Source organism: Bacillus salipaludis, from assembly GCF_004358205.1.
In genome coordinates this window covers 90,368-113,550 of record NZ_SMYO01000002.1, presented here as the reverse complement: position 1 = coordinate 113,550, position 23,183 = coordinate 90,368, and the positions used below count along the sequence as shown (strand labels likewise).

Below are 23,183 nucleotides of genomic sequence, written 5' to 3'. Positions count from 1 at the left end.
TTTTTACTCTTCAGGTGCATTCAAGATTTTGATTGTTTTAAAACCGAGATTGATTTTGTAATTTAAATTCCAGCTCCCGCCCAGAATTTCAATCTCACTTTCCTGGAGGGAGAAGCGAAGAACTACGTCATGGTCTTCATCGATGATCACGTAAGCATTTTTATTCGAAAAAATTTGATACGATGGGTGCGAAATAATGGTCCAGCCATGTGATAATTTATTGCTTTTTGTACTCATCCTTACCCTGCCTTTTTGGTAAATTATATAACAAAGCTTGCGCCTTGTTAACACAGTCCAATTGTTTATTTTAAATTGCTAATCCGAACACGATAGAGTTAATCGCCGTTTTGTACGCGATTTCCCCCTGCCGTTGCTGTTATTGCTTACATCCCTTTATATATACTTACTCCCTTCACGGACACTTAGTGGAGCCAGCTTGCGGCTTTCAATAAACTTTCTTACCGATTCTGGATTGGTTTTCGAATATTCGCGTAGGGCCCAGCCAATTGCCTTTTGGATAAAAAACTCCTTGCTGTCGGCGTTTCTTCTTATGTATTCGTAGAGAATTTCTTCCCTTGTTTCTTTTTTGTATTTCAATTGAAAAAGAATCGAGGCCCTGCGCAGCCACATATTTTCATGTACAGTCCAGCTTTCAATCGTTTCACCCATTACCTCTGGAAACTTTTGAGCAATCGTACCAACCGGCTTTGGTGCCAATGCATCAACCGAATCCCACCAAGATTTAGTAGTAATCAGCCCCTCCAAAAAAGCCAAATCCTCCTTTTGCAGTTTCTTTTGTAATTTTTCGAGATACCCTAATGCCGTATATTGATACTCTCTTTCTGTTTTTTCCCAAAGCTCAAGGACAAAACCAGGATGAAACGGTTTTTTTAAAATTCCTGTTTCATTGAAAAATTGTTTTTCAAGCTCTCTTCTTTGCGGTGTTTTAATTCCGAGAAAGGGAAAATGATTCTTCAAGTATTTTTCCATCGGTTTGGCATTTGCTTCATTGCGGCTTTTTTCAAATAGATTGGTTAATAACGCGACTTCATCGCTCAAATTTCTCATCCCCCGGCATTGATCTTTCTATCATTCTAAAATAGTTAGTCTAGTTATTGCCACTATTAGGAAGAAACAATCTTGCGCATAAACAATTGATCACATGCCAAACTATAGATTATGAATAGGAAAGGAGCTTAACTATGACAAAGAAATATAACAAAGGCAGCGGCAATCAAAATTCTCCACAGGATGGGCATGCAGAAGCGGAATTCGCCAGTGAATTTGTCAGCGGAGATAACAGCAAGGGCAACAAAAAGAACGTAAAAAGCCAGCAAAGTAAAACCAATCCCCATCAATAAAAAGCCAGGCGGTCACCGCCTGGCTTACTGTTTTGAGGAGTTATATTGATGTTTTTTTCTGATTTACTAACCTTTTTCATTTTCTTATGCATTAACTTCAGCCAAGTCCCCCAACTCATTGATCTTCTCACGAATTTCACTTTGGATTTTTTCTACTACTGTAAAATCCATAGCGGAAACATAGATTTCCTCAAGCTCATCATGCAAATCCTTTGCCTTTGCAAGATAGGAGGTAGCCTCTGTCATTTTTGTTTTATATTTCCCGGAAATTTCAGTGATAAAATCTGCGTAAATTTCATCTGTTCCAGGTTCAATTAAAAGTTCGTACATATCAATAATTTCATCGCCATCGCGGCTTGGGAAATATTCATGCGGGGCGGTGCTATCAAAGATGGCAATCCCAAGCTCCCTTAAAATGACCATATCCAGACTATTCGGATCAAAACCACAGTGATAAACTTCGGCATCGACCCCTCTTTCTTCTGCCGCTGCTGCAAGCTTCTTCAGCATCGTTGATTTTCCGGAACCGGGCCGGCCTTTGATAAAATAACGTTTCGTAATCTCTTCGGTTAAATTCGGTACAAAATCAACAGCACCCATTGGTGTGGCTGCTCCTAAAAAGCGATGGCGAATATCGGACTTTTTATTCAATTTCATTTTTCCAAAGAAATTTTCAATGAGTTTATTGGTTAATTGATCCGCCTTTTTAAAATCCATACTTCCGATGTAAATTTTCTCCCAATCATCATGAATGTCCAATGCTTCGTTAAACGTAGCGTAGGCCGTTTGGAAGGATTCACTGATTTGATTGGTCAGGCGTTGAATTTTATTTTTATGAAAGCGGAGTTTTTGGGAATTCCATGCTTCTCCAAGATTAATATACTCTTCTACTGCCCCCGGTGCCTGCGGTTCAATGACATGCGGAGCCGTTCCATCGACAATTCCCACTTTTAAGGCTGGAATAATTACACCGTCGATCGAGTTGTTATCAGAGGAGCAATGGAGGAATTCAATATTATAGCCTTTTTCCAGCCATTCATTGCCTATTTTTTTCATTAAAGAGGATTTTCCTGTTCCTGGCCCTCCTTTTAAAATAAATAAGCGATCAAGCCCCTGGAGGTTGGAATCATAAAGACTGTGAAATCCTCTTGCTGTATTGCCACCGGCGAAATAATTTTTAACTTTCCCTACCACTTAACAACACTCCCTTTATCAGCCAATAGGAAAGCTTACCTCCTATCCGGCATTAAGTGCAACTTCGCCCCATGAACTGCCTTACGGATTTGTAGTCGGCGAGGTTTCTTTCTGACATTTTCACCTTATCATATGCGTGTGTCTTTTATAGGTGAATGCCTATTGGAAGTGAGGAGATTAAAATTTGATTAAAACCTATGTTTGGTTTATTTTAAGAGATCGGCAAATTCGGCCTTGGCCGTTTCATGTAAATGCTCGGGCTTTAATACAATTTGTACGCCAATTTTCCCAGCGCTGACGACCATTACTTCAAGCTGTTTTGCGGCCACTGCTATAAAGGTTTTATATTCCTTTTTCATTCCAATCGGTGAGCAGCCGCCGCGGATGTAACCTGTCCATTTTTGGATATCCTTTACCGGAATCATTTCAATCTTTTTTTCACCGGAAACCTTTGCAGCTTTTTTTAGATCCAATTCTGCCTCAACGGGAATGACAAAGACATAGATGTTTTTCGATGCCCCATGGGCAACGAGGGTTTTGTATACTTCTTCAGGATCTCTGCCGATTTTATGGGCAACCGAAACCCCATCGATTTTTCCGTCCTTGTTATCGTATGTATGCATGTCATACGGAATCTTCTTTGCATCAAGAATCCGCATTGCGTTTGTTTTTATCTGTGCCATTTTCCATCATCCTTAAAAGGAACTTTTTTATTGCCATTATACCAAATATAGATGGCCCTGCTCACACAATGCTCCAAAAACTGTCACCTGATTGTCACTCTCTAAAACAATGGATGTAGTAAACTGAAGTAAATTAGAAAACTTCCAAGATTCCTGCAAACAATTTGGATTGAGGGTGGTTGGTTTGAAATACGATTTGGTTCTTTTACATGCACCTAGTGTCTATGATTTTCGGGAAAATGCCTTACTTGCTGGACCCATTAGTGATGTTGTTCCGTCAACACCGGTTTTCGAAATGTATCCAATCGGGTTAACAAGTATCGCCGATTATTTAGAACGATATGGATTTAAAGTCCGAATTATTAATATTGCCAATCGGATGCTGATGAATCCGAGCTTTAATGTTGAAAAAAAATTACGCAGCCTGAACACAAGAGCGTTTGGTATTGACCTGCATTGGCTGCCCCATGCTCATGGAAGCATTGAACTCGCCAAAGTAGTGAAACAACTCCATCCAGATACCCCTATCATTTTCGGCGGGTTATCTGCCACCTACTACCACAAAGAATTAATTGAATATCCATTTATTGATTTCGTGATGCGCGGGGATTCGACTGAAAAGCTGATGCTCCTCCTAATGAATAAACTCGTGGCAGGGAACACCCATTACGCAGACATCCCAAACCTTACTTGGAAAAGAGACAACCAAAAGGGCTTTAATCCGATTACGTATGTACCAAAGGATTTAGATGAGTTTGATGTCCCAGGCTATCGCTACACGATTCGTTCCGTTTTTAAATACCGTAACTTTATGGACCCGCTTCCCTATAATGGCTGGCTGCAATACCCCAATACGGCTTTGCTTACAGCGCGGGGCTGCACGCAAAATTGCCTGATTTGCGGTGGATCCCGGGATGCCTACAATGAAAATTGTAAGCGCAGCCATCTTGCACTTAGGTCTCCCGCTAAGCTGGTCGAAGACATTCAATTTATTCAACGTTTCAGCCGGGCGCCCATTTTTATTCTGCACGATATCCGCCAGGGCGGAGATGACTATGTTAAAGAATTCCTACGCCTTCTGAAAAACATCCATCTAAAAAATGAAATTGTTTTTGAATTATTCCAATATGCCGATGAACACTTTTTCCAAAAGCTACAGAAAAGTGTCCCGAAATACAGTATTGAAATTACCCTTGAAACCTTTGATGAAAATCTAAGACGGAACAATGGAAAGTTTAGCTGTACAAATCAGAAGGTTATCGACACATTAAATTTTGCCTTAAAGCATGGCTGTAAGAAAATTGATTTGTTTTTCATGGTAGGGATACCGGGGCAGACGTATGAAAGCGCCTTAAAAAACATATCGTTTTGCAAGCAAATTCATCTTGCCTGCGGGCGAGACCCAAGGCTGTTTTATTTTGTAGCACCGCTGGCTCCCTTTTTAGACCCGGCAAGTCCTGCTTTTGAGCATCCAGAAAGGTACGGTTACAAAAAGCTCTGTCATACGCTTGAGGACCACCGCAAGGCGATCACTCAGCCATCATGGAAGCATATGCTGAGCTATGAGACTACTGAGATGACGAGGGATGACATCGTTGCCGCAACGTACGCTGCAGCTCACCAACTCAATGAGTTTAAATTAAAATATGCTCTAATTGACGGAGCAGCCTATTGTGATATTAAGCGGAAAATTGTGCAATCTTTAAATTATATTGAAAAAATTGATCAAATCCTTAAACTGCCTGATGAGCTGCAAGCAGCAGAGTTTGCAAAACTAAAAAAAGAAATAGAGGAATTAAACCATTATAGTATTTGCGGAAAGAATGAATTGAAATGGGAAGTCCAAAAGAATTATGCCAATATTTTTTCACTTGTCTCTGTCGGAATCGAGCAGCTGTGTGAGGATTATGCAATTAAAATCAGACATCAATTGAGCCCGAAACTAAGGGAGCAAGTGAATCTGGATTTATAATAGACTGTGTTAAACTTGGTTGTTGATTTCCGCTCCAGGATGCTCGCTTTCCGCGGGGCGGGCGGTGAGCATCCTCGGCGCTGAAAGCGCCTGTGGGGTCTCACCTGTCCCGCTGCTCCCGCAGGACATTGAATTACATCCTCGAATCCGCCCACGCACGAAGAAAATGCGTTAGCATTTTCGAGGAGTCTCGCACCTTCCTCTCCAATCAACATTGTTCTTTAACAAAGCCTTATAATAAAGAAAAGGTACTGGGGTTTCCCCAATACCTTTTCTAATGCCCCCCAAGGTAGGCTGATTTAATTTGATCACTTGCCGTGAGTTCTTCTGCAGAACCTGATGCAACAATTTTCCCTGTTTCAATGACATAGGCACGGTCAGCGATTGATAAGGCCATATTGGCGTTTTGTTCAATCAAGAGAATCGTTGTGCCTGTTTTATTTATTTCCTCGATAATATTAAAAATTGTTTTAACTAAAAGCGGTGCAAGTCCCATTGATGGTTCATCCAATAACAACAGCTTTGGACGAGCCATTAATGCACGCCCCATTGCGAGCATTTGCTGCTCCCCGCCGGATAATGTTCCAGATAATTGCTTGCGGCGCTCATGAAGGCGCGGGAACAACTGATACACCTTATCGAAGTCCTCGCGAATTCCTTGCTTATCATTTCGAAGATAGGCACCTAATTCAAGGTTTTCCTCCACTGACATATTAGCAAACACACGGCGTCCTTCCGGAACATGGGATAAACCCATTTTTACGATGGACTGGGCCACTTTACCACCAATTGGCTTTCCCTCAAATAGGATTTCACCATTCTTTGGTTTTAGTAAACCCGAGATCGTTTTTAATAGTGTACTCTTCCCAGCACCGTTCGCCCCAATCAAAGTAACAATTTCCCCCTGGTTGATTTCAAGGGAAACACCTTTTAAGGCATGAATATTACCATAGTATACATTGATATCATTAATAGTTAACATTATGAAATGACCTCCTCGCCGAGGTATGCTTTGATGACTTTTGGATTATTCCTGATTTCCTCAGGAGTTCCTTCTGCAATAAGTTGGCCGGAATCAAGTACATAGATTCGTTCACATACGCCCATGACCAGTCCCATATCGTGTTCAATTAACAAAATCGTTAAGGAGAAACGCTCACGGATTAACGCGATTAGATTCATCAATTCCTCTGTTTCCTGGGGATTCATCCCAGCTGCCGGCTCATCTAAAAGGAGCAATTTAGGGTTGGCCGCAAGGGCACGCGCAATCTCAAGGCGGCGCTGCTGACCATAAGGAAGATTTTTCGCTTTTTCATGCATAAATCCTTCCAGGTTAAAAATCTTTAAGAATTCAATCGCCTTTTCCTCCATTTCCTTCTCACCGGAAAAATGAGACGGAAGACGGAAAATTGAGCTTAACATCGAATGCTTTGCAAGCGAATGATAGGCTACCTTAACATTATCAAGCACAGATAATTCACTAAATAAACGAATATTTTGGAAGGTACGGCTGATTCCCTTTTTGGTTATTTTATAGGGCGCCAAACCATTTAATTTTTCCCCGTCTAAAGAAATACTTCCTTCTGTTGGTACATAAACCCCTGTTAGGAGGTTAAAAAAAGTTGTTTTTCCGGCGCCGTTTGGTCCAATTAATCCGACAAGCTCGCCTTGGTTTAATTCAAGGTTAACATCGGAAACAGCCTTTAAGCCGCCAAATCGGATTCCGGCATTATCTACTTTAAGCAACGGTGCGTTTGCATTCATCCTTTTACTCCTCCTTTAACGGATTTACCACCTTTAAAGAATGAGGTTATTTCTTTTGTTCCTAACAATCCTTGTGGACGGTAAAGCATCATGATCACGAGAACTAAGCTGTATACAATCATCCGAACTTCAGGGAAGCCCTGCAAGAACGTAGAGATAATCGTAAGTAAGATCGCGGCAATAACTGCTCCGGACATACTTCCTAATCCGCCAAGTACCACGAAAATCAAGATATCAAAGGATTTCAAGAAACCAAAGTTCGTTGGCTGGATAATATAGAAGTTATGTGCATACAATGCACCGGCAACCCCTGCAAAAAAAGCACCGATGGCGAATGCTGCAACCTTATAGTACGTCGTATTGATTCCCATAGCATCGGCAGCTATTTCATTTTCTCGAATGGAAATACAAGCACGTCCGTGTGTTGAATTCGTAAAGTTTACAATTACTACAATGGTTAAAATTACACAGCCTATAAGCCATGGCCATGTAGTGAAATGGGATACAGTCATCCCGCTAGCGCCGCCGACATAGTCGATATTTAACAAGACAATCCTGACAATTTCCCCAAAGCCAAGTGTCGCAATCGCTAAATAGTCTCCCTTAAGTCTTAGAGTTGGAATACCGATGATTAGACCTGTAATCGCTGCGCCAATTCCTCCCGCTAAAATGGCTACCGGGAAGGGAAGACCTAATTTCATTGTCACAATCGCTGATGCATATGCACCAACTGCCAAGAACCCGGCATGTCCAATCGAAAACTGGCCGGTAATTCCAATGATTAAGTGCAAGCTTGCTGCTAATATAATATTAATTCCAATGAAAAACAAAGTGTTTACATAAAACTGATTCAGTGTTCCACCATTAATTAAAAATTGGATTACAACTGAAAAAACAACGGCTAAAACGATTGAACTCCAGAAGCCTTTTGTATGTTTAATTGTATTCATCGCTTAGCCACCCCCTATACCTTTTCCCTGACATTTTTACCAAATAGCCCTGCCGGACGGAAGATTAAGATTAAAATAAGAACAACAAAGGCAACGCCATCACGCCATAAGGAGAAACCTAACGCACTGACAAGTGATTCGATTACACCCAAGACAAGACCGCCGGCCATTGCACCCGGGATGATTCCAATTCCGCCTAATACAGCGGCTACGAAGGCTTTCAGACCTGGGATAATTCCCATCAACGGTTCAATTTTTGTATAGTACATACCAAAGATTACACCTGCTGCACCTGCAAGGGCTGATCCGATTGCAAAAGTTGCTGAAATTGTGTTGTTTACATTTATACCCATTAACCGCGCTGCATCCATATCGTGTGAAACAGCACGCATTGCTTTCCCAATTTTAGTTTTCTTAACGATAAATTGTAGTAAGATCATTAAGAAAATAGATGTCGCTAAGATCAGTAAGGACTGGCCGCTAATTTTTACGCCAAATACTTCTAAACTTTTAAAAGGAACAAGATTGTCAGGATATGCAGCTGGCTGCGCACCTCTAATATAAATCATTCCATACTCAATAAATAATGATACACCGATTGCCGTAATAAGAGCGGCAATTCTTGTTGCATTTCTTAAAGGTTTATAAGCAATTCTTTCAATTAGAACTCCAAAAATCGCACAAACTGCCATTGATATAATTAAAGCAAGGAAAAAATTCAAATGAAGAAATGTGATTGAATAAAAGCCGATAAAGGCTCCCACCATGAAGACATCTCCATGGGCAAAGTTGATTAATTTTACAATACCGTAAACCATTGTATACCCTAAGGCAATTAAAGCATAGATACTGCCCAAGGAAATGCCGTTGACTAGCTGCTGTATTATTTCCATGTATTACACTCCTTTTAAAAGGACTTTCCACTTCAAAAACGCATTTAAGTGCTGAATCTATCAAATTCAAGTCTATTAAATTGGAATAGGGAGACATGAATCTCCCTATTCATTTTCGTTTCATCTTATTGAGGATTTACCTTTGATTTAAATGTTTGTTTACCATCTTTGTACTCAAGAATTACAGCTGATTTGATTGGATCATGGTTCTTGTCCAGCTTCATTGATCCTGTTACAAGTGATAAATTGTTTGTTTCAGCAAGAGCTTTTTGGATTTTTTGCGGGTCACCAGAGCCTGCACGCTTAATTGCATCTGCGATAAAGTAAGCTGAGTCATAGCCTAATGCGTTGAAAGCATCTGGAGTTTTCCCTCCATACTTCGCTTCGAATGCTTTTACGAACTCTTGTACTTTTGCATCTGAATCGCCTGAAGAGTAGTGGTTTGTGATGTAAGTGTTATTTAATGCCTTAGCACCAGCAATTTCTACTAGTTTAGGAGAATCCCAGCCGTCAGCACCCATCATTGGTACATTTAGACCAATTTCACGCGCTTGCTTCACGATTAAGCCTACTTCTTCATAATATCCAGGGATAAACACAAAGTCAGGGTTTTTCGCTTTGATACGAGTTAATGTAGCATGGAAATCAGTATCTTTTGCAACATATGCTTCCTCAGATACAACATTGCCGCCATTTTTCTTAAAGAAATCTTTGAAAGAAGCCGCTAAACCTTTTGCATAGTCACTTGAGCTATCAATAAGGACTGCTGCATTCTTCACTTTTAATTCATTGGAAGCGAAATTAGCCGCTACAGTACCTTGGAATGGGTCAATGAAACAAGTACGGAATACATAATCATTTAATTTACCATCTTTAACCGTAACCGTAGGGTTTGTTCCTGTTGGAGTCAATATTGGTACTTTATTATCATTAGCAATTTGTACTTGTGCAAGGGTGTCTGTACTTGTTGCTGCACCAATAACAGCTGATACTTTATCTTGTGTGATTAATTTGATTGCGCCGTTTGTTGCTTCAGCAGCATCTGATTTGTTATCGACACTTACTAGCTGCAACTTCTTACCATCAATTCCTTTTTTGTTGATTTCACTGATAGCGAGATCAACACCTTCTTTAATCGATTGGCCGTAAGAAGCAACGCCGCCGGATAACTCGAGGTTGGCCCCGATTTTAATCGTTTTGCTGTCACTGCTTGAAGCATTGCCGCTGGTTGATGAACTGCTGCTGCATCCAGCCATAACACTTGCTGCAACTAAAAAGGATGCAACTACACCTACTACTTTCTTCTTTTTCATGGAATACCCCCTGCTAGATAATTTTTCCAATAGTTTTCTTATTGTTTCTAAAACAATTAATATTCTGAAAACATTGTACAAAATTATTTTCCTTTCGTCTAGTACTATTGTCCGTTATTTTAAAATAATTTTTAAAATAATGAATATTACAAGCTAATCTTTGTTCCATTAGGATTTTCGCACTGTGAAGCGTTAAAATTCCTATAGAATGCAAAAATAAGTCCCTTCAAAAATATTTTTCAAGAAATAGAGAGAGAAAAAAGAGAACTCCTGAAATGGAATTCTCCTTTTGTGAAAAAATTATTCTAATACTTTACTTTTCGTTTCTTTTCCTAGAAAAACGACCGCAGCCGCCCCTACTAGAACGGTAATACAAAAAATGGTAAAAATCATGGAAACGGATGTTTTTCCAGCCACCAAGTATCCTACCAACAGCGGTCCAAGCACCCCGCCGATTCGACCAAAGGATGCTGCCATCCCAGTACCGGTACCACGGATAATGGTTGGATACTGTTCTGGTGTATAAGCGTAAAGTCCGCCCCATGCACCTAAATTAAAGAAGGATAACAGAATTCCTGAAAGCATTAATAAAGCTGTTGTATCCGCATTTCCAAAGAAATAAGCGCTGATCGCCGTTCCGGTTAAATAGACAGCCAATACAAATTTCCGGCCAAATTTCTCAATAAACCATGCTGCGGTAAAATAACCAGGCAGCTGGGCAAGAGTCATAATCAGCACATATTCGAAGCTTTTAATTAAACTAAAGCCTTTCATGACCATTACACTTGGAAGCCATAGGAACATTCCATAATAGGAAAATACGACACAGAACCAGACAACCCAGAGCATCGTGGTTTGGCGGCCATATTCCTTGGAAAATAACTTTGCCATGCTTTGAAATACTGAAATTTTCTCTCTCTTTTTCGCTTCGGTGAAACGGGGAGAATCCGGTAAGCCCATGCGTAAATAGAGAGTATAAATGGCAGGAATTGCACTAATCAGTAATGCTACCTGCCAGCCAAACTTTGGAATGACAAAATAGGATATAACCGCAGCAACCAACCAGCCGACTGCCCAGAAGCTTTCAAGCAGTACAACAATTCTTCCGCGCTTTTCAACCGGAACACTTTCCGAAACAAGGGTGGAGGCCACTGGAAGCTCGCCGCCAAGACCCATCCCTATGAAAAACCTCAATACTAAAAACATGGTGATCGTTGTGGTAAAGGCGGAGGCACCACTGCCAATTGAAAATAATAATAGCGTGATTATAAAAACACTTTTCCGGCCCACCCGATCCGCCATTAATCCAAAAATAAGGGCGCCGACTGCCATACCGATGGAATTGATACTGCCAATCCAGCCCATTTGCTCCGCAGATAAATTCCATTCTACTTTTAGGGCAGCGATAATGAAGGAAAGCATCCCCACATCCATGGCATCAAACATCCAACCCGTACCGGCAATGGTCAGCAATTTCCGGCTGGAGATATCCTTGTTTTTCATCGCAGCGCCTCTGTTAAAAACATCCTGCTCGTTAATCATATGGACCCTCCTGAACTAAATATATTTTTACTATTTCCAAAACCTCATTCTTTTAATAAGTCCAACTGTATTCTAACAGGTGTCTTTACAGTAGTCACTACATTTTTTCAAATAAACTTGCTTGTTGATCTCCGCTCCAATCAACAAGTTTAAAATTTAAATGGCCTTGTACATAGCCTAATGCAAAAAAGAGCACTGTTAGTCCAGTGCTCCCTCAATATTTTTAAATTGATTGAAAAACATTTGATAATATCTTCCGTTTTGCTTCATTAATTCATCATGGCTGCCTTTTTCAATAATCTGTCCTTGATCAATCACCATAATGGTATCAGCATCCCGAATCGTATTTAAGCGGTGGGCGATGATAAAGCTTGTGCGGTTCTCCATTAACGTTAACAGTGCTTCCTGAATATGAAGCTCAGTACGGGTATCAATACTCGAGGTTGCCTCATCCAATATCAACAGGGAAGGTTTCGCTAATATCACCCTGGCAATTGCGAGCAGCTGACGTTGGCCTTGACTTAAATTACCGCCATTTTCCGCAAGCACCGTATCATATTGCTTTGGCAGGCGTCTGATAAAGCCATCAGCATTGGCCATCCGTGCGGCTGCCGCCACCTCATCATCGGTCGCATCCGGTTTTCCATATTTGATATTTTCTTTAATCGTTCCGGAGAATAAATAGGTATCTTGAAGCACAAAACCAAAGCATCGCCGCAGGCTATCCCTCGTATATTCGCGGATATCCCGGCCATCGAGTAAAATCCGGCCGCTCGTCACATCGTAAAACCGAGTTAACAGGTTCACCACCGTCGTTTTTCCTGCACCCGTCGGCCCGACAAGTGCCGTACTGCTGCCCTCAGGTGATACAAAATGAACATTTTTTAAAATCGGGACATCCTGCCGATAGCCAAAGTTTACATTTTCAAAAACAACATGGCCTCTCGGATTGACTAATTCCACAGCATCAGGCACATCCTCCGGCTCTTCCTGTTCATCGAGAACTTCAAAAACCCGCTCGGCACCTGCAACACCAGACTGCAAGATATTAAAAATATTAGCTAGATCATTCAGCGGTCGGACAAATTGCCGGGAATACGTGATAAAGCTGGCAATTGCACCAATGGTAATCAAGCTTTTAACGGCAAGAATCCCCCCGACAACCGCTACAAGAGTAAAGCCTAAATTGTTGATTACGTTCATAATCGGCATCAAAAATCCCGACCAAATTTGCGCCTTAAGGCCGACCTCACGGAGCTTGGTGTTGACTTCATCAAATTCCTCGATGACCTTATCCTCATGATTAAAGGCTTTTACAACATGGAGACCAGATATAGTCTCCTCAATATGACCATTTAATTTTCCTAACTGTATCTGCTGGTCCTTAAATAACACACTTGTCTTTTTGGCAATCGTTTTCGTAAGTAAAAAAACTAATGGAACCGTGATTAAACTTACTAAGGTCAAAATCGGGCTCAAAACCAGCATCATGATTAAGGACCCAATAATGACAATTGCCCCGGACATAAGCTGAGTTGTGGATTGGGAAATAGTGTTGCTGACATTATCAACATCATTGGACAATCTGCTCATTAATTCTCCGTGTGTTCTTGTGTCAAAAAACGCAACAGGGAGCTTTTGCAGCTTTTTGAAAAGAGCATCTCTTAGGTTTTTTACAATTCGCTGCGAAACTCCAGCCATCAGCCAGCCCTGTAAAAAGGTTAGGGCGGCATCGGCGAAATATGCGGAGGTAAGAATAATGATTGTTTTTTCTAACAATCCAAAATCAACCCTGCTATGAAGGCTCATCGCATCAATTGCTCTTCCGATTAGGTAAGGGGCAATCAATGTAAGGACAGAATCAATCACAATAAATATAAAAATGATTGAAAGCATGTTTCTTTCCTTACCGACATAGTGCCATAGCCGTTTGAGCGTTCCTTTAAAATTCTTTGGTTTCACGACAGGTCCTCTTCGGTGAGCGCCGCCAAATCCGCCTGGTCGTCCACCTGGACCTGGAAGCGGCGGGGTGGGACGCGATTGTTCTGTTTCCTTCGCCATCTACTCCACCTCCTTGCCAATCTGCGATTGGAAGATTTCCTGATAGACTTTGCATTCATGAATCAGTTCTTCATGTGTTCCGATTCCAACTACCTTACCTTGTTCCATCACAACAATTTTATCTGCATCGATAATAGAAGTAATCCGCTGGGCAATTAGCAGACAAGTGAGACCTTTTGCGTATTTTTTCAAGGACTCCTTTATTTTTGCTTCTGTTGCCACATCAACGGCGCTCGTACTATCATCCAAAATAAGAATTTCCGGTTTCTTAATTAAAGCCCTGGCAATGGATATCCGCTGTTTTTGTCCACCGGAAAAATTCACGCCGCCTTGGCCAATGATGGTTTGGTACCCTTCTGGAGACGCCGATATAAAATCCTGGGAACCGGCGATCACAGCTGCCGCTTCAATTTCCTCGTCACTGGCATCCTCTTTACCCCATTTAATATTTTCAGCAACACTGCCGGTAAAAAGAATTGTCTTTTGCGGTACAATCGCGATTTTTTCTCTCAATCTTTTTGGATCAACCTCATTAACATTTTCTCCATCTACCTTGATGGTCCCGGAGCTGACATCATAAAAGCGGGGGATGAGGCCGACAAGCGTACTTTTTCCTGATCCGGTTGAACCAATAATTCCAACGGTCTCCCCGGGCAGGAAAGTAAGATTAATATCTTTTAAAACAGGTTCATTTGTTCCCTCATATGAAAATGAAACGTTTTCAAAGTCAATTCTGCCTTTTTCTGTTGAATTTTCGTTCACTTCGTCCTTCCAGGTCTGGAAGTCTTCCTGCTGAAATACCTCGCCAATCCTTCCCGCCGAGGCCTTGGCACGGACGAACATATTAAATACCATGGAGATCATCATCAATGAAAATAAAATTTGTGTCATATAGTTGGTAAATGCAATAATATGACCGACTTGAATTTGGCCTGATTCGACTCCTAATCCTCCCAGCCAGAGAACCGCGACAATCCCCAGATTTACTGTCAGCATAATAGAGGGGCCGAAAATAGACATTAGTCTTGTCGCTGAAATCGATTGGTGCTGAAAATGATGATTGGCCTTCGTAAATTTAGCAATTTCTACATCCATTCGATTGAAGGCTTTTACCACGCGGACTCCTGATAAATATTCCCTCATTACACTGTTCACCCGGTCTAATGCCTTTTGCACCTTGGTGAATAGAGGAAATCCGAGCCTCATATTCATCATAATCAGCACTCCAACGATTGGTACCACGACCGCAAGGACCACCGTGAGGCGAAGATTTAACCGTGAGGCCATAATTAACCCGCCAAAGGCAAGTAGGGGAGCTTTTACAAACATCCTCATTAGCCCGTTTACAAAAATTTGTACCTGGTTCACGTCATTGGTCAGCCTTGTAATTAACGACGCGCGGTCAAAACGATCGATGTTTTTAAAGGACAGCGATTGGATTTTTTTAAATAGATCCGACCGAAGTTCAGCACCAAAATTTTGTGAAACTGTACTGGCCACGATGCTTCTCGTAGAGGCAGACACTGCACCAATGGCCGTAACCAGCAGCATTATGCCGCCCATTTTTAATACGTAATGGATATCCCGCTTGGCAACACCGACGTCAATGATCTTGGACATAATGGTCGGCTGCAGCAGGTCACATATGGCTTCGAAGGTTAGAAATAATACGGCGGTTAAAAAGAATTTCCAATACTTCCTTATATATTTGCCTAAAAATTTCACGACATTGTTCACCTCTAATTGCTGGAAATGTAGGAAGTATCAAATTTAGATATGTTTATTATAATGAGGCTACGGGTTGTTAAACAAATTTTAGGACTTAATATTATTCAAATAAAAAAACAACACTCCGCGTATACGGAATGTTGCTTCGTTTTTTAGTATGTACTTATTCTGCAGGGCGGAATTCATGAACCCAGACGCGCATTTGTGGAAGCCATGGCATTCCTGGATGCATCGAAAGAATCGATTGCTTATAATCTTCTAAGGAATTGAAGCCCTCGCGGCGTGCATCGTCATCAGTTAATTCACCTAGAGATTGCGAGTAGACCTTTTCGACGACAAATTGACGTCCCTCTAGTGTCATGATTTCCCCTGGATCGGCATAACGTCCGTTACGGCGCGTTGCTGTTTTTTCTCCTGAGAGTACTTTTTGTACGTCTTCCGCTACCGTTATCATGCGGTCAATTGTACATGTCTTTGGTGGTAATGCATTGTTTTCTGTCATCATCATTTCCTCCTTGCATAGATTATTTTTCCATTTTAGCATTATTGTAACCATAAGAAAAGTTCACGCCTAAAATCTAAATAAAAAGGCAGAACACCAATTGGTTCCTGCCCTCTTATTTTATAATTTTATTTCTTTTTTACCGTCGTCTTTGCGGCGGAACTCTTATTTCCTGCTGTATCCGTTGCCGTTACATAGACAGTCGTCCCCACTTTTAAGGCATTTTTCAGTTTAATTGAATACTTCCCTTTACTGTTGACATAGCCAGTCACAACGGTTTTCCCTGCTTTAACGGTAATCTTTGCACCTTTTTCTCCATGACCGGTAACCAATTTCTCTTTACTTACGATTTTATCAACCTGTGGTTTGGCTGGTGCTTTGTTATCTAAGAGGAACGATTTAGAATTAAAGATCACCGTGTTTCCTGCTTTATCTTTTGCACGGATGTGCAGGTAGTATTTGCCATCCCCTTTAGGAGAAGTTAGATTCGTACTATTTTTAAAGGATTTAAACCCTGACTTCGGTGCGGCAGCACTCTTCGTCCAGGCATATCCATAGCTGCTGAGGTTCGAGTCTTTAACCGTTACCTTAGGCGATACTGATTTTGCCGGTTTCGTGCTGCCGTTTGGCGAAACCGTTACGGTTGGCTTTACCCCGTCCAGATTGAAAGAATTTGTTCTCCAAGCCGTGGAATTTCCAACTTTATCTTTTGCACGGATGTGCAGGTACCATGAGCCTGTTTTACCTGAAAGTGTTAATGTTGAACCGCTCTTGAATGTCTTATAACCTGAAGCTGGTGCTTTCGTGCTTTGTGACCAATAATACTCTAATGTTCCAGGATTAGAATCCGTAACCGTTACTTTTGTAGCCGCTTGTTTCGCAAGTGTCTTACTGCCGTTCGGTGAAGCTGTTACCTTTGGTGCATCATTATCCACTTTAAATGAGGCTTGCTTTACAGCTGACCCTGCCGTTACCTTCACCGTATAAGCTCCTGTCGGAGTATTAGCAGGCAAGGTGAGTGTTTTACTGAACGACTGGCTGGCTGCCGTTAACTTTTCAGAGATTGAAGTAACGGCTTTGCCGGTACTATTTATTATCTCATACTTAACCGTGCCCCCGACTGTTCCTTGTAATTTACCAAAGATTGATACTTTGTTGTATCCCGTTTTATTGGAATAAACCGTTTTGCTAAGTGAATTCAGTGTTACAGAGTCATTACTCTTTACAGAAATCTTAACGGCTCCGACTGACATATCATTTGCTTGTTCCGTAACCTGGAAGCTTAATCCTAATTTCGGTACATTACGGCCAGCATAAATCAGCCCTGGATTGCTGTAATCCCTTGAATCATCAAATAAATTGACGGCAGACTGCGCATCTAACTTAACATAGTACGAGGCCCCATATTGTGTGAGGTCGATATAGGTTTCGTCGGTAGGTTTCAACGAAAATGCTGCATCTTGAATTTGGTACCGTGAATAAGGGACTGCCCCAAGATTGGCTGATGTCGAAGCATCATAGAAATCAGCTGTTTTTTGATGGGCATCCACAACCCCTAAGAATCCATCCCCAGGGTGATCTCCGACCCAGTTTTCGGTATACTTGTTATCCACATACCAAAGCACCGCACCTGGATCATAAGTTATATCATAAGCTTCCCATAAATGTTTTAGCGCCACATCTGCAGCCGCATAGTTACGCCATTCTAATAAATAATATTGATCCGTTAGGGATTTCCCATTGTTTTTCGCGAAACCTTGAAGCAAAAACGGTGATTGCGCTCCATCCGCATTATCACTTAAAACCGTTTGGCCATTTGCAGTTATCTGTATATCATCCAGATAAAAACCAGGCATGGCAACTCCCGGGTCCGTTACATAAGCAATGACTAAATAAAATTGTTTCCCTGCAAGTGCGGAAAGATCAAATGTTGCATCCTTCCACCCATTGGAATTACCCGTAATACCATTTCCAAGATTCGCGCCATATGGATTGGAGTTGGTTGTAATGGTACCCGGCAGCGGAGAAAAATTCTGCCCGTCTAACGATACGCCAACATAAGCATAGTCAAAATCCTTTTCAATATTATACCAAGTTTTAATTTTTAACTGTGCTGATGACTTTCCTGTTAAATTCACAGGTGCTACCATTCCATTTGTGAGATTATTAGCACTGCCGCTAAAGTACTCATATTGGCCGCTTGCAGGTGCATTAACGGTTGTTGATTTTTTCGGCAATTGAATTTTTACCGCATCTTGGTTTGTTCCCTTGACACTTGCCTGATCCAAAAGAACCGTCTTTCCGCCTTTCAGGTCGTCCAATTTATACTCGGCATTTTTAAACCAGTTGGACCCAGGCATAGTCCCTTGTAGATACTCCTTATCATATGGGCTAAAACCTGTTGGTTCCGTCCCAGGAATTATTCCGGCCCAGCTTCCTGAGGACATAATCGTCCAATATTCCGTTGCGGCACCCACAGCATTTTGGGTATATGCCGTGTCATATTCATCAGGCAAACCCAAATCATGGCCAAATTCATGGGAAAAGACACCCGCTGCACCGTCTTCCGGCTCAATGGTGTAAGTGTATCCATAATAGTTTGAACCTGGAATTTGAACAGGCCCGCCTAAATCCCAGCTGTGGGACCAAATTGCATCTGCACCAAGTGCGCCGCCCCCAGCTTCTTCACCAACACCGGAGTGGATGACCATTAAATGGTCAATGATTCCATCTGGTTCACGATAGTTTCCATCTCCATCTAAATCATATTGATCCTCTATATCATAGTCGCTAAACTTAATAGCTGGATCTTTGGCCGCTGCTGCCAAAGCCTCTACCACTAATGCACGCGGGTTAACATCGCTGTCTCCTTGCTGTGGATCATTTTTGCCATAATAGTCTGCATTATGTTGAGCGGTATACCATTTAGAAACCTGGCCATCAATTGTGTAACTTCCACCTGATTGCTGGTCATAATATTGTTTAACGGATAGCAATTTTTCGCCGTTCGGTCCTGTATATCCATTGTCACCAAAAATCATATCCTGATAGTGCTGCTGGGTATAGTTATCATAGTAAAGGTAGGTTTCATCTTCTCCAATGTTGCTATTCTGATAGTTGGGATAATCGATTAATAGCACAAGTACCTTATCTTTTCTTACCGCCCCGGTCCATGGCTCTTTCTGAATCGGACCAACTTTCTTGCCTGTGAATACTTTTGGATTTACCTTTTTCTCTTCCTTAAGCGCTCCCGCAGGCTTAAGCTTTAACTTCTTCTTTTCTTGCATTTTTGCCCGAACCTTTTTAACTTCCTGTTGATTGGTACCTTTCACTTCCGCCTTTTCAGCCCGTTTGGCAATATAATCATACATTTGCTTGTGCTGTTTCTCTTCGGAGGCATTCTTGTCAACAATTCCCTGTTTAATTAAAAGCTTAAGTACTTTTTTTTCATTGATGATCCCTTTATCAAATGGACCACCAGTATGTTGATCTAGAAAAGGCAATTTACCAGTATCACTGTTAGTTTGATGGAATTCCATTTTTTGAAGGTTCTTTAACTGAATATCTTTTCCCTTTACTTCTTTTGCAAATGTGATCGGTGCAAAAGAACTAAATACCAGCCCGGCCGAAAGCAATGAAGAACCGAGCATCTTTTTCCACTTAACCATTTACCTATCCCCCCATTTTTAAACTATATAAAAATGCTCCTCCTTTTTTTATTTTTTAAAATCTACAAATATAGGTCTTTAGCAGTAGATTTTAAATGATCAAATAGTATTCTATCATCATAGATATGCGAATTTACGGATAATTTGTAAATTTTGGATATTATTTTTAGCTATAATACTTCCTTTTCCGCTATTTCTCCCACTAAAATGCTAAAAAAACACCCGGATGAAATTCTTCCGAGTGTTAAAGAAATGATTAATATAGTAGTTTTTTAGATACAGTTGTTGAATAAGCACTTTATATATCCTTAATTTCACGACTCCATAAAAATAACCGAGGGATTTGGCCTTTAAACATTCAAATCCCTTTTTTGATAGGAAACATAGGTAACTGCCGCTAAAACAGCTACTGCTACGATAGAAACACTCATATATACAGGGTCAAGTACTGCATCCGCCATTACCTTTTTCGCCTCATAATATTTAAAGGGGGTCAAGTACTTTAATCCATCCAGTTTATGGTTTAGATCGATAAAAATCGATAAAAGATACAAGATTAAAAGAATAGCTGTTCCGATGGATGCAGCCCGTTTTGGTTTTTTGAGAACAGCTGCCATTGTCGAACCTAGTAGCAGGAAAATAAGCTGCAGCATAAACATTCCGGCCATTAAGGTATAGATCACATCCAGCGGATCACCTGCTTTATTAAACTTGTATACCATCGCTACCGAAAGAACTAACGTGACAAGATTGAAAATAACTACATTCACAAGGGCAGCCAATAGCTTCACCGTGAGAATCCTTCGACGCGAGATGGGTTTTGCCATTAAAAATTCTGTTGTTTTGTCCCGCTCTTCTTTTGCAATGATATTGGCGCCAATCATTAATGCATGAATCGCAGCCATTAAAAGAAGGTACGCAAATAGCATCCCGTAAAACCCGATTGGGGTTGAAAAATCTAACTCTCCGACGCCCATCATCGCCTGTAAGGATTTCGGCATACTCGCCATCAGTTCGTTAATCGATTGACCTGATGAGGAAGAATAACCCTCATATTTTCCCATTCCGGCCACAACCATAAACAGGATACCAAAACACCAAATGATCAATGACTTCCGATTTGCCTTCATTTCTCGGAAAAATAAATTCATGACCACACCTCCTTATACCGCATGAATGTCTTTTTTAGTATAAATCACATAACTGGCGGCAATCGCTGCAAAAATAAAGACCATTTCAATGATAATAAAAGAAGCGTCATAGCTTGAATGTTTGATAATATAAGTTGTTTCATAATACTTAAATGGGGTGAGGTAGCGAATCGCCTTTTCGCCAATCACTGAACCTAACATATTTAAGATATAAAAGCCAAATACGGTACCAAGTGAAATCGGCAAAACGGATTTAATTTTTGGGACTGATACTGAAATAAGCATTCCCAGTGCGACAAACATCAATTCTACTAAAAAAGCGGTTAGTGAAATCAGCAAAAAGGTCGTTAAATCAAATGAATTCTCACTGACGGCCAATGCTGTATTGACTGCAATGACAATGTAAATAACATTCGTAATGATCAAGGAGGCTACTACTGCCAATAGTTTAGCTGTGACAATTTGCTTCCTTGTAACAGGCTTTGTGAGCAAAAAATCAGCTGTTTTTTCCCGAACCTCTTTTGATAATATCGAGGTTCCTAGATTCATAGCCTGAATGGAACCACACAAAAGCACATAGGTAAAACCGTAGGAATAGAACCCTAATAACGATGTAATGCTATCAAGCGAAACACCTAGCGCCCTCCGCACCGCTTCGGGATAGTTCTCCAGCAGCTTTTTAAACTGATCCGCATCCTGTGTTAAGCCAGGGAACATCGAGAGGAAGAAAACAATCAACGCTGCTAAAGAAAGTGTCCAGATTACCGTCGACTTCCGATATGCCTTTAGTTCATGGAGAAAGATATTCATCGTTTTAATTCTCCTTTTCATAATAGTGCATAAAGATTTCCTCAAGATCCGGTTCGTCAATCCAAAGGTTCTCAAGCTCAAGCTCCGAGAGTTTTTTCAAAATCAAGTTGATATTGCCGCTGTATAGGAAGCTAGTGATATTGTCTTTCACCTCGAAATTCGTGACCCCATCGATTGTTAGATTCGTAAGTGGGGCCTTGGTTTCTAACTTGAACTTTTTATGATTGTTTTCACGTAAGGTACTGATTTTTTCCACCTTTACAAGTCGGCCCTCTTTAATAATCGCCACACGATCGCACATTTTTTGCACTTCACTCAAAATATGGGAGGAAAACAAAATCGTCTTGCCCTTTTTATTTTCTTCTTTTAATAGATCAAAGAATTTTTGCTGCATTAACGGGTCAAGCCCGCTTGTCGGTTCGTCAAGGATGATGAGTTTCGGATCATGAAGGAGCCCTTGGACGATTCCAACTTTCTTTTTGTTTCCAAATGAGAGGTCATCGATTTTTTTATTAAGGTCAAGATCCATGATTTCGGCTAATTCTTTCATCCGTTTACTGCAATCCTTTTTATAAAAACTTGCCGAGTACTTGAGGAGGTCTTTGACTTTCATGTTGTCATAATAAAAAACTTCTGATGGCAAATAACCGATTTCTTTTTTGATTTCTGGTGCATACTTCACGCTGTCCTTGCCAAAAATTGTGGCACTGCCGCTTGTTGGGTAGATGAGTGAAAGAAGTGTGCGGATGGTCGTCGACTTTCCGGCGCCATTCGGCCCGATAAACCCGAAAACTTCTCCTTCCTCGACATGAAAGCTGATATCTGTAATACCTCGCGAATTGCCATAGGTCTTTGTTAAGTTATTCAGTTCAATCACATTCATCGCGTGAACCCCCTTATTTATAAAAAGCTTTCATCAAGATCTCAAAATACTCTTCGATTTCTACTTGAATTCTTTCGTAATCAATTTGGTGAGAGGGGGAAAGTTTTACCTTGTTCATTTCCTCTTCACCCAGTTTTTCAAAGGTAGAGGTAATAATTTTTAAGACCTTTTTGATATCCATATCCGATCGAAATTTTGAAAAATCAATGCCATCATAGATTTTGCCAAAATTGATGTCATTTAGTTCCTTTACCTTTTTTTCAATCTCAATTTTAATCTCAGATGATTCGTCTAGATAAGCCTCTTCAATAAATTTAAATAGGTTGGGATATTGGTTTAATAATTCTGTCTTAATTAAGATGGCTCCGCGAATTCTGTTAAAAAGGTCTTTTTCCTGTAAATTGATTTTTATATAAAATTCATCGGCAATGATTTTGCAGCAGTGATCAAATAAAAATAAAAACATTTGCTTCTTGTTGCCAAAATAATGAAACAGCAAGCCCTTTGATATACCCGCTTCTTTTACGATTTCATTTGTTGAGGCGTTATCATATCCCTTCAGGGCGAATTCCTTTATGGCTGCATTGATTATTCGGTCTTGTTTTTCTTGATCTAGGTTGAGAAATTTAGAAAACATAGTGGCTGCCCTCTTTCTTTATTGCGTTGACCACATTAGTCAATGACATTGTAACTCCGTTGACCAACTAG

Annotated in this window: 20 protein-coding genes; 2 read left to right on the top strand and 18 right to left on the bottom strand. The window is 40.8% G+C overall.

Annotation, left to right across the window (positions count from 1 at the left end; all coding sequences use genetic code 11):
• Positions 1-3: 3 nt before the first annotated feature.
• Both E2K98_RS03275 and E2K98_RS03270 read right to left on the bottom strand, forming a co-directional pair.
• Complete coding sequence (locus tag E2K98_RS03275) at positions 4-237, bottom strand: hypothetical protein (protein ID WP_133332863.1); 234 nt, start codon at positions 235-237, stop codon at positions 4-6.
• Positions 238-393: 156 nt separating this feature from the next.
• Positions 394-1,068 carry a DNA alkylation repair protein gene (locus E2K98_RS03270; protein WP_133332862.1) on the bottom strand — a complete coding sequence of 225 codons (675 nt, stop codon included), beginning with the start codon at positions 1,066-1,068 and terminating at the stop codon, positions 394-396.
• Between the two features lie 134 nt (positions 1,069-1,202).
• Between E2K98_RS03270 and E2K98_RS30730 the strand changes: the two genes are divergently transcribed.
• A complete protein-coding gene (locus E2K98_RS30730) occupies positions 1,203-1,361 on the top strand; it encodes a hypothetical protein (protein WP_165976157.1) in 159 nt (52 codons plus the stop codon).
• Between the two features lie 84 nt (positions 1,362-1,445).
• On the opposite strand, the gene E2K98_RS03265 is transcribed toward E2K98_RS30730, so the two are convergent.
• Together E2K98_RS03265 and ybaK are read right to left on the bottom strand one after the other, a co-directional pair.
• The gene (locus E2K98_RS03265) at positions 1,446-2,555 is read right to left on the bottom strand and encodes a PRK06851 family protein (RefSeq protein ID WP_133332861.1); all 1,110 of its coding nucleotides are present in this window, start codon (positions 2,553-2,555) and stop codon (positions 1,446-1,448) included.
• Between the two features lie 206 nt (positions 2,556-2,761).
• Entirely contained in the window at positions 2,762-3,238 is a 477-nt protein-coding gene (ybaK, locus tag E2K98_RS03260; RefSeq protein ID WP_133332860.1) for a Cys-tRNA(Pro) deacylase, read from the bottom strand.
• A gap of 184 nt (positions 3,239-3,422) precedes the next feature.
• Between ybaK and E2K98_RS03255 the strand changes: the two genes are divergently transcribed.
• Positions 3,423-5,210, top strand: a complete 1,788-nt coding sequence (locus E2K98_RS03255; RefSeq protein ID WP_133332859.1) for a TIGR04190 family B12-binding domain/radical SAM domain protein — start codon at positions 3,423-3,425, stop codon at positions 5,208-5,210.
• 274 nt (positions 5,211-5,484) lie between these two features.
• Here E2K98_RS03255 and E2K98_RS03250 read toward each other — a convergent pair whose 3' ends face one another.
• The 14 genes from E2K98_RS03250 to E2K98_RS03185 form a co-directional block, all read right to left on the bottom strand.
• Complete coding sequence (locus E2K98_RS03250; protein WP_133332858.1) at positions 5,485-6,192, bottom strand: ABC transporter ATP-binding protein; 708 nt, start codon at positions 6,190-6,192, stop codon at positions 5,485-5,487.
• The gene (locus E2K98_RS03245; RefSeq protein WP_133332857.1) at positions 6,192-6,974 is read right to left on the bottom strand and encodes an ABC transporter ATP-binding protein; all 783 of its coding nucleotides are present in this window, start codon (positions 6,972-6,974) and stop codon (positions 6,192-6,194) included. Before E2K98_RS03245 ends, E2K98_RS03250 begins: the two co-directional genes overlap by 1 nt.
• Positions 6,971-7,924: a branched-chain amino acid ABC transporter permease gene (locus E2K98_RS03240; protein WP_133332856.1), complete on the bottom strand. Its 954-nt coding sequence runs from the start codon at positions 7,922-7,924 to the stop codon at positions 6,971-6,973. Before E2K98_RS03240 ends, E2K98_RS03245 begins: the two co-directional genes overlap by 4 nt.
• Positions 7,925-7,938: 14 nt before the next feature.
• Entirely contained in the window at positions 7,939-8,817 is an 879-nt protein-coding gene (locus tag E2K98_RS03235) for a branched-chain amino acid ABC transporter permease (RefSeq protein ID WP_133332855.1), read from the bottom strand.
• 125 nt (positions 8,818-8,942) lie between these two features.
• Positions 8,943-10,130 carry an ABC transporter substrate-binding protein gene (locus E2K98_RS03230; RefSeq protein WP_133332854.1) on the bottom strand — a complete coding sequence of 396 codons (1,188 nt, stop codon included), beginning with the start codon at positions 10,128-10,130 and terminating at the stop codon, positions 8,943-8,945.
• A 300-nt stretch (positions 10,131-10,430) separates the two neighbouring features.
• Positions 10,431-11,633 carry an MFS transporter gene (locus tag E2K98_RS03225; protein ID WP_133333217.1) on the bottom strand — a complete coding sequence of 401 codons (1,203 nt, stop codon included), beginning with the start codon at positions 11,631-11,633 and terminating at the stop codon, positions 10,431-10,433.
• A 237-nt stretch (positions 11,634-11,870) separates the two neighbouring features.
• Positions 11,871-13,733: an ABC transporter ATP-binding protein gene (locus E2K98_RS03220; protein ID WP_133332853.1), complete on the bottom strand. Its 1,863-nt coding sequence runs from the start codon at positions 13,731-13,733 to the stop codon at positions 11,871-11,873.
• Entirely contained in the window at positions 13,734-15,458 is a 1,725-nt protein-coding gene (locus tag E2K98_RS03215; RefSeq protein ID WP_133332852.1) for an ABC transporter ATP-binding protein, read from the bottom strand. It lies immediately after the preceding gene.
• 166 nt (positions 15,459-15,624) lie between these two features.
• The gene (locus E2K98_RS03210; protein WP_133333216.1) at positions 15,625-15,966 is read right to left on the bottom strand and encodes an ASCH domain-containing protein; all 342 of its coding nucleotides are present in this window, start codon (positions 15,964-15,966) and stop codon (positions 15,625-15,627) included.
• Between the two features lie 125 nt (positions 15,967-16,091).
• Positions 16,092-19,631, bottom strand: a complete 3,540-nt coding sequence (locus tag E2K98_RS03205) for an immune inhibitor A domain-containing protein (RefSeq protein ID WP_133332851.1) — start codon at positions 19,629-19,631, stop codon at positions 16,092-16,094.
• A 350-nt stretch (positions 19,632-19,981) separates the two neighbouring features.
• Complete coding sequence (locus E2K98_RS03200) at positions 19,982-20,782, bottom strand: ABC transporter permease subunit (RefSeq protein WP_133332850.1); 801 nt, start codon at positions 20,780-20,782, stop codon at positions 19,982-19,984.
• 12 nt (positions 20,783-20,794) lie between these two features.
• A complete protein-coding gene (locus tag E2K98_RS03195; protein WP_133332849.1) occupies positions 20,795-21,592 on the bottom strand; it encodes an ABC transporter permease subunit in 798 nt (265 codons plus the stop codon).
• 4 nt (positions 21,593-21,596) lie between these two features.
• Complete coding sequence (locus tag E2K98_RS03190) at positions 21,597-22,475, bottom strand: ABC transporter ATP-binding protein (RefSeq protein ID WP_133332848.1); 879 nt, start codon at positions 22,473-22,475, stop codon at positions 21,597-21,599.
• 13 nt (positions 22,476-22,488) lie between these two features.
• A complete protein-coding gene (locus E2K98_RS03185) occupies positions 22,489-23,112 on the bottom strand; it encodes a TetR/AcrR family transcriptional regulator (RefSeq protein WP_133332847.1) in 624 nt (207 codons plus the stop codon).
• Positions 23,113-23,183: the final 71 nt, after the last annotated feature.

Bases quoted from the DNA above. Each gene is read 5' to 3' on its own strand.
- E2K98_RS03200 (WP_133332850.1), bottom strand. From the start codon at position 20,782: ATGAATTTATTTTTCCGAGAAATGAAGGCAAATCGGAAGTCATTGATC.
- ybaK (WP_133332860.1), bottom strand. From the start codon at position 3,238: ATGGCACAGATAAAAACAAACGCAATGCGGATTCTTGATGCAAAGAAG.
- E2K98_RS03185 (WP_133332847.1), bottom strand. From the start codon at position 23,112: ATGTTTTCTAAATTTCTCAACCTAGATCAAGAAAAACAAGACCGAATA.
- E2K98_RS03205 (WP_133332851.1), bottom strand. From the start codon at position 19,631: ATGGTTAAGTGGAAAAAGATGCTCGGTTCTTCATTGCTTTCGGCCGGG.
- E2K98_RS03235 (WP_133332855.1), bottom strand. From the start codon at position 8,817: ATGGAAATAATACAGCAGCTAGTCAACGGCATTTCCTTGGGCAGTATC.
- E2K98_RS03240 (WP_133332856.1), bottom strand. From the start codon at position 7,924: ATGAATACAATTAAACATACAAAAGGCTTCTGGAGTTCAATCGTTTTA.
- E2K98_RS03270 (WP_133332862.1), bottom strand. From the start codon at position 1,068: ATGAGAAATTTGAGCGATGAAGTCGCGTTATTAACCAATCTATTTGAA.
- E2K98_RS03190 (WP_133332848.1), bottom strand. From the start codon at position 22,475: ATGAATGTGATTGAACTGAATAACTTAACAAAGACCTATGGCAATTCG.
- E2K98_RS03275 (WP_133332863.1), bottom strand. From the start codon at position 237: ATGAGTACAAAAAGCAATAAATTATCACATGGCTGGACCATTATTTCG.
- E2K98_RS03245 (WP_133332857.1), bottom strand. From the start codon at position 6,974: ATGAATGCAAACGCACCGTTGCTTAAAGTAGATAATGCCGGAATCCGA.
- E2K98_RS30730 (WP_165976157.1), top strand. From the start codon at position 1,203: ATGACAAAGAAATATAACAAAGGCAGCGGCAATCAAAATTCTCCACAG.
- E2K98_RS03225 (WP_133333217.1), bottom strand. From the start codon at position 11,633: ATGAAAAACAAGGATATCTCCAGCCGGAAATTGCTGACCATTGCCGGT.
- E2K98_RS03195 (WP_133332849.1), bottom strand. From the start codon at position 21,592: ATGAATATCTTTCTCCATGAACTAAAGGCATATCGGAAGTCGACGGTA.
- E2K98_RS03230 (WP_133332854.1), bottom strand. From the start codon at position 10,130: ATGAAAAAGAAGAAAGTAGTAGGTGTAGTTGCATCCTTTTTAGTTGCA.
- E2K98_RS03250 (WP_133332858.1), bottom strand. From the start codon at position 6,192: ATGTTAACTATTAATGATATCAATGTATACTATGGTAATATTCATGCC.
- E2K98_RS03220 (WP_133332853.1), bottom strand. From the start codon at position 13,733: ATGGCGAAGGAAACAGAACAATCGCGTCCCACCCCGCCGCTTCCAGGT.
- E2K98_RS03210 (WP_133333216.1), bottom strand. From the start codon at position 15,966: ATGATGACAGAAAACAATGCATTACCACCAAAGACATGTACAATTGAC.